Genomic DNA, 14,694 nt, shown 5'->3' with positions numbered 1-14,694 from the left:
GCTCGGCCAAACCAAACAAGATCACAAGGAGGCGTTGTTTATGTTTAAACCCACCATTCATCAACTTCATCCCTATACGCCAGAAAAGCCTCTTGCCGTATTAAAAGAAGAACTTGGCTTGCCACAGCTGGTGCGGATGTCAGCAAACGAAAACCCATTCGGTACCAGCGTCAAAGTTCAGCAGGCCGTGACCAACTGGAATTTTACGCAAAGTCGTGATTACCCCGATGGCTATGCCAGTCAACTACGCACCGCGGTGGCAAAACATTTAGACGTTGCCGCAGAGCAGTTGGTTTTTGGCAATGGTCTGGATGAAGTCATTGCCTTAATTGCCCGCACTTTTTTGAGCCCGGGGGATGAAGTCATTGAACCATGGCCAACATTTTCCGAGTACCGCTTGCATGCCCAAATTGAAGGGGCCACCGTGATTGATGTGCCCGTCACTGAAACTGGCAATTTTGATTTATCTGCAATGGCGCAGGCGCTAACCGCGAAAACGAAACTGATTTGGGTGTGCAACCCAAATAACCCCACGGGCACGCTGCTGTCAATTGCGACACTGACCGAATGGCTGCGACAGATACCAAAAGACGTGCTGGTTTTAATGGATGAGGCTTATATTGAGTTCACTGATGACTATCCAGCCACGAGCGCTATCAGCTTATTATCAAAGTTTCCAAACCTCGTCGTGCTGCGAACATTTTCAAAAATCTATGGACTGGCGAATTTCCGGGTCGGCTTCGGTGTTTTTCCTAAACAACTTGTTAACTACTTGCAAACCGTTCGGCTGCCTTACAATTTAAGCAGCATTGCCCAAGTTAGCGCACAGGCGGCCTTGGCTGATCAAGATTTTGTCGCGATGACACGCAAGCGAGTGCAGCAAGCGCGCGATAGTTGGGAACGCTTTTTAACCCAAACTGGACTGCCACACACCCGGAGCCAAACCAACTTTCAATTCTTTCAGGCCCCAAAAATGCAGGCATCGGCTTTAAAAAAGCGCCTGCTACAACAAGGTTTTCTTGTCCGTGATGGCTTAAAACCCGGCTGGCTGCGCGTCACGTTTGGCACTGAGGTACAAAACACGGCGGTACAGCGCATCATTGAAACTTTTCAGGCAGAACTCACTGGGCCAAATGCGCTGAAGTGATTGGAACCGCCACCATGCAGGCGTAAACTAAAGGTGTGGTTAATGGCTCATCTGAAAGGAAGCATTTATTTTGAAAATTGCCAAATTAAACAACCATCCCTATCTGATAACGTCTGCATCAACAGCGCAACCCATTACCAATGCTGCCGATGTTTTGACAGCTTTAACCCACCGCGACACCTTAACATTCGGTTCTGAAATTAACTTTAAACCGGAACAATTAGAGGCGCCGGTAGCTGCTAGTTCCCAGATTTTTGCTATCGGAATGAATTTTCTTGATCATTCGCAAGAGATTCACATCAAGTTACCCGAAGTTCCGAGCGTCTTCACTAAATTCAGTAGCTCGCTGACCGGTCCGACAAGTACGGTACCTATCCATGGGCCCAAAACCGATTGGGAAACCGAATTAGTCGTGTTAATCGGTAAAGGTGGCCGCAATATTGCCGAGGCTGATGCACTTAAGCATGTCGCCGGATTTTTGGTTGGCGAAGACTTCAGCGATCGTGCCGTACAGTTTGCCAATGCCGAACCGCAATTTTCGCTAGCCAAGTCTTTCCAAAACTACTCACCCATTGGTCCCTGGGTGACGTCAACAGATGCCATCACAAACCTCGACCAATTACAAATCACGACCACCGTAAATGGGCATATCATGCAACAAGCCAAACTTGATCAATTGATTTTTAAAGTGCCTGCTTTAATTCACTATCTCGCCGGGATTGTGGCGCTACAACCCGGAGATCTTATCTTTACCGGTACACCGAGTGGAACAGGCGTGGGCCGTGACCCGCAAATCTTTTTGCAACCGGGTGATCACGTGACGGCTGCCATTTCACAGTTAGGGGCATTGAACCTGACAATGCCAACACCGCAAAACTAAGACAACCGATTCCAACCATCAAAACCTATACCATTTTAAAAACAACTAGGAAAACGCCACCATATAGCGTATCCTGAAGATGTCTAAAAAATCTAAGAGGTGAATTTGATGTTGGAAAACAATAACTTTGATGAAGTTGTCATGAAGCGTCATACTGCCCGTGAATTTGATCCTGAAATCACCATCAGTAAAGGGGAACTGCTGCAAATTATTACTTACGCAACCAAAGCGCCGAGTGCCTTGAACATGCAGCCAACCCGGTTCGTGGTCGCCCAAAATAATGCCGCCAAGGAAAAAATTGCCAGTGTCGCCGGTACCAATGCACCGGAAATCTTATCTGCATCGGCGGTCGTGCTTATCGGCGGCGAATTAGACCTTGGACCATTTGAAGACGATTTGTTCAAACGCGCGGCAACGGCCGGATTGTTGACTGACCGGGCAGTGGAACACCAAAAGCCGATGATTGATCACTTGGTGGCTGATTTCAAGCAGGACAAACAAGCATTGCGGGAATTCATCATTCAAAACAGTAGTCTGGCCGCGATGTCGCTGATGTTGGCCGCCCGCGCTTATGGCTATGAAACCGGCCCGATGACAGGCTTTGATCACGAAAAGATTCTGCCGGCACTTGACTTGGATCCGGCCCACTTCATGCCAACCTTGCTGATTGCGATTGGCAAACCCAAGAATGCACCGGACTCGCTTTATCGCATTCCGGCAAGCAAAGTCACTGTTTTCAAATAAATCGTCAATGACATCACTATTTACTTTGAAAAACGTGCCTGCCATATGATTTTCATAATGAACCTTGACCGAGTGCTGCTCGGTCTTTTTGGTAACCTGACCGTTGACAAACTTATAAAGGAGCTGATGTTGTGTCGTACACCATCAAAGTAAACGCACCCTTAACGGTTCAACAAGTTCATGATCTTTATCAGCAAACGCATTTTGACAAGCCCATCGATGATGCTGCCCGTCTACAAGTGATGATTGATGAAACCCAACTGGTCTTGAGTGTCTGGGACGATGAGCATCTCATTGGCTTTGCACGCTGTCTGACCGACTTTGAGTACTGTTGCTATCTGAGTGACATTTTAATTCTGCCCGCTTATGAAGGCCACCAAATTGGGCGGCAATTGATCGCGACGTTACAAGCTTACATTGGCCCAAGGGTTACTTTATCATTGCGCGCGGCTGACAGCGCAGTAGGTTTCTATGAACGCATTAATTTGCCACACGCTGACAACATGTTTCGTATCGGTCGGGAGGGATAAGCCTTGTTACATATTGAAAATAATCAGCCGATCTCGGCCTCGCAGTTTATTGCCGTTTTAGATGCATCCGGTATTCACCGGCCGACTGAAGATCGTGCGCGCATGCAGCGAATGCTTAATAACGCAAATGTGTTGCTCACCGCATGGGATGATCACCAGTTAATCGGCGTTTTACGTGGTGTGTCTGACAAGTCCTATTGCACGTTTGTTTCCGAGCTAGCTGTTGTCAAAAGCCACCAGCATCAAGGTGTGGGCAAGGCACTATTGCAAACACTGCATACCATCCAGGGACCCAACATTTCAATCATGTTGCTATCGGCCCCAGCAGCCATGCAGTTTTATCCCAAAGTCGACTTTAAACCTGTTCCGACGGCTTTCAAAGTTCAACGGCAGTTTTAATCCGTCAGAAAAGAACGCTATCACGGTGGCAGTAGTTGTGGACTGCACCGTGATAGCGTTCTTTTTTCAATAAGAGATGCTACTTATTTGATGACCCATTCAGATGCTTAAGCCGCCGCCAGAACCCATAAGCGACAACGATTAACAACAAACCGGTCACAATGAAAATCCATCCGATCGGCACACGATCTGCCAGCGGTCCGTAACCCAACATGGCTAACGGATAAATTCCGGTCGACAAAATCGCCCACAGCGAAAAGACCCGTCCGAGTTTATCCGCAGGCACATTTTCCTGCAAGTAGATAGTTTGCCCGGCCTGAATCAGCGGATAAAAGATTCCTGAGACAAACATAAATAGCAAATAAGTTATAAACGGCTGTTTCAAACCCATTTCGGCAAATGCAATTCCGCTGCCCGCAAAGCCAAGCGCAATCAAACCAAGCTGATCCCGAAACTTTTTTTGCCGTGCAATGAACAAACCGCCTAACCCGGCACCAATTGTCCATGACCACTCGTTAAACGTCAGATGCCAGACCTCCGAACCGAATGTGCGATTGACGTATAATGTCGATAATTGGGAAGAAGGGGCAATTAAAATAAACGCCAGTCCGGTGAAGAGCATAAATGCCAGCAATACCGGCGTGTGACCCACGTAGCGCAATCCGGCAACAATGCCATTTTGCTGCTTGGTTGTTTGATCCGGATTGGTGACCGGTGTTGGCACGTGAACAATCCCTAAGCACAACACTGCCAGTACCGCTGTGAGCGCATCGATGACAAAGATCCAAAAAATCCCCAGATCGCTCAAAATATACCCGGCCAGCAGCGGGGAAATCACGAGCATAGCCGCCATCAACATTTGATTATATCCATTCACCCGCGTCAGTTGCTTTTCCGGTACCAACTGCGGCAATAACGCGTTAGCCGCCGGATTCTCCAGACCATTCCCCAAACTGCGAATCACCGCGATGACCAGTAACAACCATAGCTCCTGCGTCACAAACGCAAACACATAAGCTACTGCGAGGGTCAAAACGGTGACGCCGACTGCAGAAATCACAATCAGCCATTTACGATTGTAGCGATCCGCCAAGACGCCTGCTGAAAGCGAAATTAAAATAGCTGGCAGGGCGGTTGCTAACGAAACATAGGTCATCCACGCGCCGGAAGAGGTTTTTAGCGCAATATCCCAGAGCACCGCAAAAAAGACGGTGGACGTTCCAAAAACAAATAAATTTTGACTTAAGAGAAAGGCGGCAGTTTGCCCCTGCCACCCAATTTTGGCTTGTCTCACTTTTAACACCTGAAATCAGTTAAAATAGAAGCTGACTTTAGTTTAAAGCAATTGACTTAAAAAGCCCACGAATCACCACGAGGGGAGCATAACAAACATGCCGCAAAAGATTTTTATTGTTGAAGACGACGATGTGATTGCAAAGACAATTGGTAACTACCTTAATCGGTGGGCATTTACGGTTGAATTGGTCCAAAAATTCGATCAGGTGGACGCTGAAATTCGCGCCGCCGCACCGGATCTGGTGATTATGGATATTAGCCTACCGTATTTTAATGGCTTCCACTGGCTGAGCGAATTGCGCAAACATAGCAAGGTCCCGGTTATCTTCCTGACCAGTTCCGGGGATGATATGAATCTGGTGATGGCGATGAATCTCGGTGCGGACGACTTTTTAGCTAAGCCGATCGAGCTACCGGTTTTATTGGCGAAGATTCAGGGGATGTTGCGGCGAACCTACCAATACCAGCAAACCGATACCAATTTAAATCACGGTGAGTTTACGCTGGTCCCGACCGACAACCAACTACGCTCGCCGACTCAAGTGATTGACCTCACCCCGACAGAGACCAAGTTATTAAGCCTGTTATTTGGTGCCGATGGTGAAGTGGTCACCCGAGAAGCGATGATCGAGAAGTTATGGGAAGGCGATGAGTTCATTGACCGCAACGCCTTGGCAGTGAACATGAATCGGTTACGCAAAAAAGTCGCCCCGGTAGGACTCAACCAACTGATCGAAACCGTCAAAGGAAAAGGCTACCGTTTGGCGAATAAGGAGGGCGGCCATGATTAAAGCTTTTTTGCGCGCCCGCTGGATGGTTTGGCTGAGTTTACTCATCTTACTGGTTGCCAGTCTGTTAGCAAACTGGCTGATTAACGCCTCGCTTGAAGTCGCGTTAAACAGCTGGTTTTTTGCACTGATTCCGTTACTTGTGATCGGCGGCTGCGATTTTTGGCGATTTCGCCGTGAATGGTCACAGCTCCAAGGCGATGTCACACTGCTTGCGGCTGATCAAATTTCCGATCCGCTTGGGCAGGTTTATTTTCAAAAAATCCAAATGCTGCAACAGGCCTTGCGTCAAAATCATGACACGTATCGTGATCAGGAACAAGAAACGGTCGATACCTTGCAACTGTGGACCCATCAAATTAAAACACCGCTGACTGCACTGGATCTCTTATTACAGGTTGAACCTGTCAATGCCAGCGATGCGCGGCTTGAAGTTGGTAAAATCAACCGTTATCTGACCGTGATGCTGAATTACCTCAAACTGACCACACTGAATACCGATTTGGTGTTAACCGAATTACCACTAAAACCGCTTGTTAACGAAACCGTGCGGGATTTAGCGAAATTGTTTATTGCCAAAGACTTAACGGTCACGGTAGAAACTTTGCCAACTGTGGTGAGTGATAGTCAGTGGCTGCGATTTATTTTCGAGCAATTACTAACCAATGCCATCAAATATACCCCGCATGGGAGCATCCGGATTTATGCCAAGGGCGATGCCGTGCTGGTGGCTGACACCGGTATCGGCATCCTGCCAGAAGATCTACCGCGGATTTTTGAACAAGGCTATTCCGGATACAACGGTCGCGCCAATCAAAAGGCAAGTGGCTTAGGTCTGTTTTTAAGCCGGCAAATTGCCCAAAAGCTAGGGTTACACCTGACCGTTTCATCAAAAGTCGGTGTCGGCAGCACCTTTGCCATTCACTTCCCGCAAACGCGCTGGCTAGCCGAGTAAGCCACCTTACCAGCTTGTAAGCAACGCACGCTGACTGTAAGTAGTTTTTCGGCAATATCCCTTTTAAGCTGATAAATGAAAGGGGCGGATCTTATGTCAACATTATTAAAGTTAAAAAATGTCGAAAAGACTTATACCAGTCGCGGTGCCCAACCGGTACAGGCACTCGTGAACATCAGTTTTTCCGTTGAATCAGGAGAATTTGTCGCGATTATGGGGGAATCCGGTTCAGGCAAAAGTACCTTACTGAACTTAATCGCCACGCTTGATGATCCTACCGGTGGCGAAATCAGCCTTAAAGGACAGGACCTGCGCAAAGTCAAAGAAGGCGCACGGGCTAAATTTCGGCGGGAACATCTCGGGTTTATTTTTCAGGATTTTGACTTGCTTGACACCTTTAACGTTCAGGACAACATTTTCCTGCCATTAGTTTTAGCCAAGAAGCCGCTTGAAATCATGAAAAATCGGCTCACCCAACTGGCGCCGCGTCTAGGTATCACCGATTTACTGAAAAAATACCCATATGAACTTTCCGGTGGCCAACAACAACGTGTAGCCGCTGCTCGGGCAATGATCACCGAGCCGGAAATCCTATTGGCAGACGAACCCACCGGCGCACTTGATTCTAGAACCTCCAGTGAGCTGTTGGACCTGCTAACCGATGTCAATGCCGAAAGTAAGCAGACAATCCTCATGGTGACGCACAGTGCGGTTGCGGCCAGTCATAGCCAGCGTGTTTTGTTTATTCGCGATGGTCAGATTTTCCATCAGCTGTATCGCGGTGAATTACAGCAGCCCGAATTTTTGACCCGAATCAGCGAAACCATGACCGCAATGCTGACGAAGGAAGGCGAGGCGCAATGAAATTCTATTTCAAATTAGCCGCCACCAACCTTAAAGCCGATCGCCGTTTATTTGTGCCATTTGTCATCACCACTAGCTTTTTGATGGCCATTAATTTGATCATGCTAAACGCCTACACGAGCAGTGATGTTTTGTTCCGCCAGTTCGGGCAGGCAGCTGGCAAATCACTGTTTTCATTTGGCTCGATGACGACCGCAATCATTTCCGTCATCTTAATCATCTACGCCAACAACTTTTTGCGTAAACAGCGTATCCGCCAGTTGGGGCTCTACAACATCATCGGCTTTGGCAAACGTGAATTAAGCAAAATGATGGCTACGGAAAAGCTGCTGCTGTTGCTGACAACCTTATTGTGCGGCGGGATTTTGGGAACCGTGCTGTCACGCCTTAGCTATCTCACTTTGGCCAAAATGCTGCATGTCAATCACAATCTCGATTTTGGCTTGAGTCAAACCGCCTTTAGCATTGCCGGGTTGATCACGATTGGCTTGTTCATTGTTTTAATGTTGGTTGACGAGTTCTGGCTATTGCGTAAACATCCCATCGAACTCGTACGCGAACAAAACGCCGGGGAACGGGAACCTAAAACCAAGTGGCTAACTTTGATTGTCAGCATTGCGAGTCTGGCTGCCGGTTATACGATTGCGGTCACCGTCAAGAATCCGCTTCAAGCGATGAGTTTGTTTTTCTTTGCGGTCGTCCTTGTCATAGTCGGGACTTACGGTCTCTTCACGTCCGGCTCGGTATTCGTTTTAAAATGGCTGCGTCACCGCAAGAACTACTATTACAAACCTAAACATTTTATCAACGTATCAAATCTGCTTTACCGGATGCAGCAAAACGGCGCGGGATTGGCTTCGATTGCTATTTTAGTCACCATGACGCTGATTACGCTTGCAACCACGGCAACGCTATTCTTTGGCATTCATGAGATTGTCAACTCGCAAACTCCGGTTGATTTAGCTTACTCAATCAACCCCAAGCGGCCGGATGCAGCGAACCAACTACGAACCCTGGCTAAAACACATCACGTCAAAATCCACTCGATGCGAACCTTTACCGGACCCTCAAGTACGCTTGCTTTATTAGAAAAAAACAAGTTAGATTCTCAAGCTAACTTTAACGGCCCGTTTAGCTTCAATAATGCCCGTTCGGTTCAGCTGATGACCGTCGAAAATTATAATCGCTATACTGGCAAACATGTGGCTCTTAATCATGATGAGGTTTTAATCTATGCCTCCAATCATTACCAACCCGCGACGTTGCGTATTGGCAAACAGACTTACCACGTCGCCAAACAAGTCACCAGTTTTCCAAATGCGCCTAAAACGTTTATTCCTAACTTGTTTGTCGCGCTTCCATCTGACGCACAACTATTAACCGCTTTACACGCGCTTTATCCAAAAAGGTCAATGGCACTGCTCAAAGCCGACGTGACCACTAATCAAGACGTAACATTAAGCGGCAGTCACGCCAATCAGGTCAAACTTTATCATGCAGTCGTCAAAAGTGGGATTGCATTACCGGAATCGGTTCAGTCGCGAGCCGCTAATTACGATGATACTGCCAGCATGATGAGCAGTTTCCTATTCCTTGGGGTTGTCTTTGGGGTGACCTTCATCCTGGCAACCTTGCTGATTCTTTACTACAAGCAGTTGGCAGAAGGCTACGCGGATGCACGCCGCTATACCATCTTACAACGCGTCGGCCTGAGCCTTCGAGAAGTTCGCGCTACCATTAACAGTCAGCTACTCACACTGTTTTACCTGCCTTTGATCGTCGCTGCCATCCACGTGGGCTTTGCATTGCCCTTTGTCCAACGTATTATGATGCTATTCGGCCTGCCGGATTGGCAATTCTTCTTAACCGTTTCGTTAATCACGCTTGCAATTTTTGCGGTCATCTACGTGCTGATGTACCGCTTGACTGGCAACGTTTATTATCGAATTGTTTCCCGCCGTCAGCCATCCAGCCGTGGGTGAGGGCGGCCTGATGCAGAGCATAAAAAAGCTGCCTGATCGCAAGTCATCAAAGGCGATCAGGTAGCTTTTTTCTATGTCAACCAGCATCAAAAAATGTCGCCACTGTTATCTCACTGAATACTGTAACGTTAATTAGCGCCGCAACATGACTTAACCAGACAACTAACCGCCGACATTATGGTTGCTGGGGATGTTGATCCACGGCTTTGGCGGCAGTTTCCGAAACTTCGCGTAAGGCCGCTTTTCCACTTTTATCGCTGAGATTGATGTACAGATCCGTAGCGCTGGTCGTCGTTTGTCCGAGTTGATCGGCAACTTGCTGCACATCCTTGGTGACGGTATAAATATTGGTTCCCAAGGTATGGCGTGCTTTATGGGGTGTTGATGGGCGGCCATAAGCGGTTGTATAGCGTTTGAAGAATGCTTCAATCGTATTTTGGCGAATGCGGTTCACCGTTTGGCCGATTTGCGTCACAAATAGCGGAGAAGTAGGCTTCTGGTGCCCAATCATCGCGGTTTGGGACTTCAAATAAGCCGTTAAATAAGGATCAATCCAGTCAGCAAAGTTAACGCGATCCTGAAAATTACCTTTACGCACCACCTGCACAGTATGACGATCCATATTGAGATCTTCCAAATTCATATTGACCAATTCACTAACCCGCACGCCGGAGCCAAACAGCAGCGCAATAATCGCCAAATTTCGTTCCTTCGTCGCCTCAAAATAAGCGCGCGGTTTCGATGGCAGCTGCTGAGCATATTGCCGATCCAGCCACTGTAAAAAGCGCGCATCTTCGCCATCTACAAACAACATTTCCTGCAGTTTATGATTACGGTAAGTCGTCGTCTCCGCATGGGTCTTAAGTTTCACCTTATTCCAAACATTGCGGTAAAAATAAGGCTCACCGTCTGCATTTGGTTCGCTTTCTTCGGTTAAGAACCGATAAAGGGCCTTGATCCCGACCAGTCGTAACGCAACACTGCGCCGCGTCATGCGTTTATTCGGATGGGTTTTCGACGGCCGCTCAAGTAAATACGCCACAAACGCCTGCGCATCACGCAAGGAAAGCCGCTCTAAGGTCTTCAAAGGCACATTCTGTGGCGAAACGGCATCCGTGACCCGACTGGAAATAAGCCAATGCAGAAATTCCTGGTAAAAGTGCAGGTACTGGTAAAGGGTAGAATCCGCGATGGGAATTGCTTTTTGGCTGTGATAGTAATCCTGAATATAGTCCGGCAGGGAAGGTAGCATGGCTTGTATTAATTTAGGGTAGTTCTGTGTCGACAAATAAAGTCACCTCGAACATATGTTTTCTTTTGGATAATTTCAGTATACGCGAAAAAACCAGTGCGTGGCGAGGGATAATGACGAAAATATCGGTAATTCGCAACGATATGCGCCGAAAAAAGCACCAGTGTAGAACTGAATAAAGTTTTAGTATTATCCAAAGGTAAATGGGCTTCTAATCATCAAGCCAGCTAAATCACCAAATTTGTTGATCTGTCATTTGACACTAAACTTAGTTGCATTTCAAATTTGAATTCACTGCACGATCAGGACATCTGTGCTGATGTCCTGATTCCACGGCGCCGCTTTAGCAACAGTTTAACCAATTAACCAACGATTCATTGGCTGCAATCAAATCAATTTTCGTATTTTGATCCAGAATTCAGCTGACAGCAACACTTGCGACTTGAATGCTGTTTATGACTCAAAATGATACTTTCTACAAATCTGCTTTGATTAATGCTGAATTTACATATATTTAGCAACGACTGGTCATTTTCAAACCAGAAAAAAACAAATAAAGCGCACCGCTCACATCCGTACAATTGATTTGCTTCTCTCAAAAGTTTTTGAGCTGTCTGTCAGGTGAGGGGACTTGCATCAATCGTTTTGCCATTTGAACACCAAATAAGTCACGTCAAAGTCAACGACTCAAAATCTCCATTCTAGTTTACATAATATATATTATACGAAGTAGTTATAAGGCTGCGTTTTTTGCACCTCGTTTTAAATTTGAACTATTCTTACTGAAAAATTTCGCAATAATCACATTTCTGCACCTTCAGATCTAAAAATTCGACTTTTTTGTTCTTCCAAGTTTTTGAGCACAAAAAAATCGCAACCACAAACGGCTGCGATTTATAAAACCAATTATTAAGTTCAAAATTAACCTTCAAACGCACCTTGCATTGGCGGTACGACCTGCTTCTTACGTGAAACCACGCCAGGCAGTGCCAACCGGTCATTGGCATCAAACTTTTCGTTGAATGCTGCGGCCACTTTGTCACGATCTGCGCCAACAGCAAAGCCCGTTGAATTGCTGTTCAGAATATCGGTTGCAATTAACAGGAAGTCATCATAGCCCTTCGCCTGTGCTTCTTTGGTCATAGCGGCCACCAATTCATCCTGACGCGCATAAATATCATCAAGATCAACTGTATTCACTTGTCCAATACGGATAGACTTACCGCCCATCGTAAAGCTCTTCGCATCGCCTTCAATGATATCCATATCCGACTTGGCAGCTAGATTGGTGCCCGCCTTCAACATAGCCAAACCGTATGATTGCAGGTCAATGCCAGCGATTTTAGCCATTTCCGGCAAGATCTTTTTGTCCTTGTCGGTTGCAGTCGGTGACTTCAGAAGCAGGGTATCCGAAATCAAGCCAGAAGCCATTAAGCCTGCCAGTGTTGGTGAAATTTCATAGCCGTGTTCCTGGAACAACTCGAAAATCACCGTGTTGGTACTGCCCACTGGTTCTGCCCGGTAATATAGTGGTGACGCCGTATGGAAGTTGGCAATGCGGTGGTGATCAACCACTGAATCGATTTGCACGTCTTCGATATCAGCAACGCTTTGCTGGAATTCGTTATGATCAACCAACATTACGTGCCCGGTTTCATTTGCGGCTGTCTTAATGACCCGCGGCGCAGCAACCTTAAAATGATCCAATACAAACTTGGTTTCATCGTTTGGTTCACCGAGTGCTACTGCTTCAACATCGGTATTACCTGCTTGCTTCTGAAATTCAGCCCAACTCATGGCGCTTGTAATCGCGTCTGTATCAGGGTTTTGATGTCCAAAAATCAAAGTCGTCATGTTATCTGATCGCTCCTCAGCTGAATAGTTTACCTTTCAATTTTACCACTGTTTTCGCTGACCCGCGATAGATAATCTTTCTCAGATAAATGTGCGTCAAACGTCTTAAAGAAGTTGGCAATCCGCGGAATATCAGCTTTTTCCTTGCGATACACAAACGAGGTCTCAAAGCGAATCGCTGGTTCAAAGGCAACGGCATGCGCCTTGATTTGATCAGCATGAGCGGCAACAAAACTGGTTGGTAACGCGGTGTTAACACCGGTATGGTTGACAAACTGAGTTAACTGATATGGCGTGGTAAAATGCGCCACAACATGCGGAAAATCAACCATCTGATTCTTATATGCCTCATGCAACAACTGACCCAGGAAATAGTCGTCTGGATAAGTTACCCACGGCTCAGCCAGCGTATCTTTGAAATGCAGGCGTTTGCGATTAGCCAGGGAATTATCATGGTGCAGGAACAATAACTGTTCATCAAGAATCTTCTTGCTGGCATACGGTTTCCAGTTCTTAATCGTCTCATCAGGCAGATTCATGATGGCCAAATCAATCTGGTTGTTCTCCAATGCTTCCCAGATCTCATGACGTGTCATCATTCGCAACGTGATTTCTACTTCAGGATTAAGATCATAGTAGTGCGCGATAAAAGCATTAAACGCACTGTCTTCAATTGAACTTAACAAGCCAATATTAATCTTACCGACTGTGGCACTGGTACTTTGCTGAATCTCGTCAGTCGTCTGGTTCAAAATTTCATAAATCTCGTGTGTCGCCTTCAACATCGTGCGACCGGCATCGGATAAATGCAACTTCTTACCAACGGAATAAAACAATGGTGCCCCCACTGTTCGTTCCAATTTCTTGATTTGCTGCGTCAGTGCCGGCTGGGTAATCCCCAACAACTGGGCTGACTGGGTGTAGTTCATGGTTTCTGCTAATTGCAAAAAATACGTGAGAGTTTTGGAGGAAAAAATGCGCTCTTGTTTCGTCTTCATAGGGCGGCTTCCCTTTCGTTTATAATTTGATAACGTTACTCAACCATCATCATAAGTGGCATTTAAAAAAAACGCAACGGATTTGCTGCGTTTTTAATCGTTACGTTAAGTTTCAACTAAATCACTGCTTGTTAGCTGGCTGTGGTCGCCAACTTTGCCATCCAGTATAGTCCTCAACGTGTAGCAAGTTCTCTGCATTCTTGACCCGATCAGCTGAAGGCGGCTCGATACCTTCCAGCGGATACGTAATACCTAGTTCATGGTACTTCTTAACCCCTAACGTATGGTACGGAAGAATTTCCACTTTCTGGACCACGCGTTTATCCAAAGTGGCAATATAATCTCCCAAGCGTTTGAGATAAGGATCAAAGTCGGTTCGTTCTGGCACAAGTACGTGGCGAATCCACATATCATCGCCATGATCCGACATATACTGAACCATATCCAAAATGTTTTCGTTTGGGAAACCGGTCAGCTTTTTGTGTTCCGCGGAATCAATGTGCTTGATATCAACCAACGAAATATCCGTGACGGCCATCAGTTTCTCAAATTGACCAAACCACGGCTGATCGCGGGTGAATGGACCACCCGAAGTATCCAAACAAGTTGAGATACCCAGTTCCTTAGCTTTGGTAAAAAGTTCCAGGATAAAATCAATTTGGACGAGACTTTCGCCACCGCTACAAGTAATCCCCCCTTGTTCACCCCAGAAGGCTTTATATCGCTGTGCATCTGCCAGGATCTGATCAGCGGTCATTTCCTCGCCCACACCGATATTCCAAGTGTCAGGGTTGTGACAGTACTGGCACCGCATCCTGCATCCTTGCATAAAGACGACAAACCGAATCCCGGGACCATCAACCGAACCAAAGCTTTCGACTGAATGAACGTATCCCTTTATTGGGCCTTCATGATCCTGTCCCACTTGTTCCAAAATATTTAACGGGCTTTGTGATTGATCGATGAGTTTCATCTATGCCGCCTCCAGTGCAAATAAATACCTAA

At 46.6% G+C, this 14,694-nt stretch carries 14 protein-coding genes; 9 read left to right on the top strand and 5 right to left on the bottom strand.

What is annotated here, in order from left to right:
- Positions 1–40: 40 nt before the first annotated feature.
- From hisC to ACWP87_RS00870, 5 genes are all read left to right on the top strand, one after another.
- Positions 41–1,147 (top strand): histidinol-phosphate transaminase, encoded by a 1,107-nt coding sequence (gene hisC / locus ACWP87_RS00890; protein ID WP_005687500.1) that lies wholly within the window; start codon positions 41–43, stop codon positions 1,145–1,147.
- A gap of 70 nt (positions 1,148–1,217) precedes the next feature.
- The gene (locus tag ACWP87_RS00885; RefSeq protein ID WP_005687502.1) at positions 1,218–2,027 is read left to right on the top strand and encodes a fumarylacetoacetate hydrolase family protein; all 810 of its coding nucleotides are present in this window, start codon (positions 1,218–1,220) and stop codon (positions 2,025–2,027) included.
- Positions 2,028–2,135: 108 nt separating this feature from the next.
- Positions 2,136–2,771 carry a nitroreductase family protein gene (locus ACWP87_RS00880; protein WP_005687504.1) on the top strand — a complete coding sequence of 212 codons (636 nt, stop codon included), beginning with the start codon at positions 2,136–2,138 and terminating at the stop codon, positions 2,769–2,771.
- A 131-nt stretch (positions 2,772–2,902) separates the two neighbouring features.
- A complete protein-coding gene (locus ACWP87_RS00875; protein ID WP_005687506.1) occupies positions 2,903–3,301 on the top strand; it encodes a GNAT family N-acetyltransferase in 399 nt (132 codons plus the stop codon).
- Positions 3,302–3,304: 3 nt separating this feature from the next.
- Positions 3,305–3,700, top strand: coding sequence for a GNAT family N-acetyltransferase (locus ACWP87_RS00870; RefSeq protein ID WP_005687508.1), 396 nt, complete (start codon positions 3,305–3,307; stop codon positions 3,698–3,700).
- 79 nt (positions 3,701–3,779) lie between these two features.
- On the opposite strand, the gene ACWP87_RS00865 is transcribed toward ACWP87_RS00870, so the two are convergent.
- Entirely contained in the window at positions 3,780–4,994 is a 1,215-nt protein-coding gene (locus tag ACWP87_RS00865) for an MFS transporter (RefSeq protein WP_005687510.1), read from the bottom strand.
- Between the two features lie 97 nt (positions 4,995–5,091).
- Here ACWP87_RS00865 and ACWP87_RS00860 point away from each other — a divergent pair, with 97 nt between their 5' ends.
- The 4 genes from ACWP87_RS00860 (at position 5,092) to ACWP87_RS00845 (ending at position 9,585) form a co-directional block, all read left to right on the top strand.
- Entirely contained in the window at positions 5,092–5,787 is a 696-nt protein-coding gene (locus ACWP87_RS00860) for a response regulator transcription factor (protein ID WP_014569644.1), read from the top strand.
- The gene (locus ACWP87_RS00855; protein WP_005687514.1) at positions 5,780–6,739 is read left to right on the top strand and encodes a sensor histidine kinase; all 960 of its coding nucleotides are present in this window, start codon (positions 5,780–5,782) and stop codon (positions 6,737–6,739) included. Before ACWP87_RS00860 ends, ACWP87_RS00855 begins: the two co-directional genes overlap by 8 nt.
- A 93-nt stretch (positions 6,740–6,832) precedes the next feature.
- The gene (locus tag ACWP87_RS00850; RefSeq protein ID WP_005687516.1) at positions 6,833–7,603 is read left to right on the top strand and encodes an ABC transporter ATP-binding protein; all 771 of its coding nucleotides are present in this window, start codon (positions 6,833–6,835) and stop codon (positions 7,601–7,603) included.
- Positions 7,600–9,585 (top strand): FtsX-like permease family protein, encoded by a 1,986-nt coding sequence (locus tag ACWP87_RS00845; RefSeq protein ID WP_005687518.1) that lies wholly within the window; start codon positions 7,600–7,602, stop codon positions 9,583–9,585. The genes ACWP87_RS00850 and ACWP87_RS00845 overlap by 4 nt, the downstream gene beginning before the upstream one ends.
- Positions 9,586–9,760: 175 nt before the next feature.
- Here ACWP87_RS00845 and xerS read toward each other — a convergent pair whose 3' ends face one another.
- The 4 genes from xerS to pflA form a co-directional block, all read right to left on the bottom strand.
- Entirely contained in the window at positions 9,761–10,873 is a 1,113-nt protein-coding gene (xerS, locus tag ACWP87_RS00840; RefSeq protein ID WP_005687520.1) for a tyrosine recombinase XerS, read from the bottom strand.
- 885 nt (positions 10,874–11,758) lie between these two features.
- A complete protein-coding gene (locus ACWP87_RS00835; protein ID WP_005689334.1) occupies positions 11,759–12,691 on the bottom strand; it encodes a manganese-dependent inorganic pyrophosphatase in 933 nt (310 codons plus the stop codon).
- A gap of 29 nt (positions 12,692–12,720) precedes the next feature.
- Complete coding sequence (locus ACWP87_RS00830) at positions 12,721–13,689, bottom strand: LysR family transcriptional regulator (protein WP_005687524.1); 969 nt, start codon at positions 13,687–13,689, stop codon at positions 12,721–12,723.
- A 121-nt stretch (positions 13,690–13,810) separates the two neighbouring features.
- Positions 13,811–14,662: a pyruvate formate-lyase-activating protein gene (pflA, locus tag ACWP87_RS00825; protein ID WP_005687526.1), complete on the bottom strand. Its 852-nt coding sequence runs from the start codon at positions 14,660–14,662 to the stop codon at positions 13,811–13,813.
- Between the last annotated feature and the right edge of the window lie 32 nt (positions 14,663–14,694).

The sequence above is a fragment of the Lacticaseibacillus sp. 22 genome, assembly GCF_055413445.1.
This window is presented reverse-complemented; position numbering and strand designations above follow the sequence as displayed.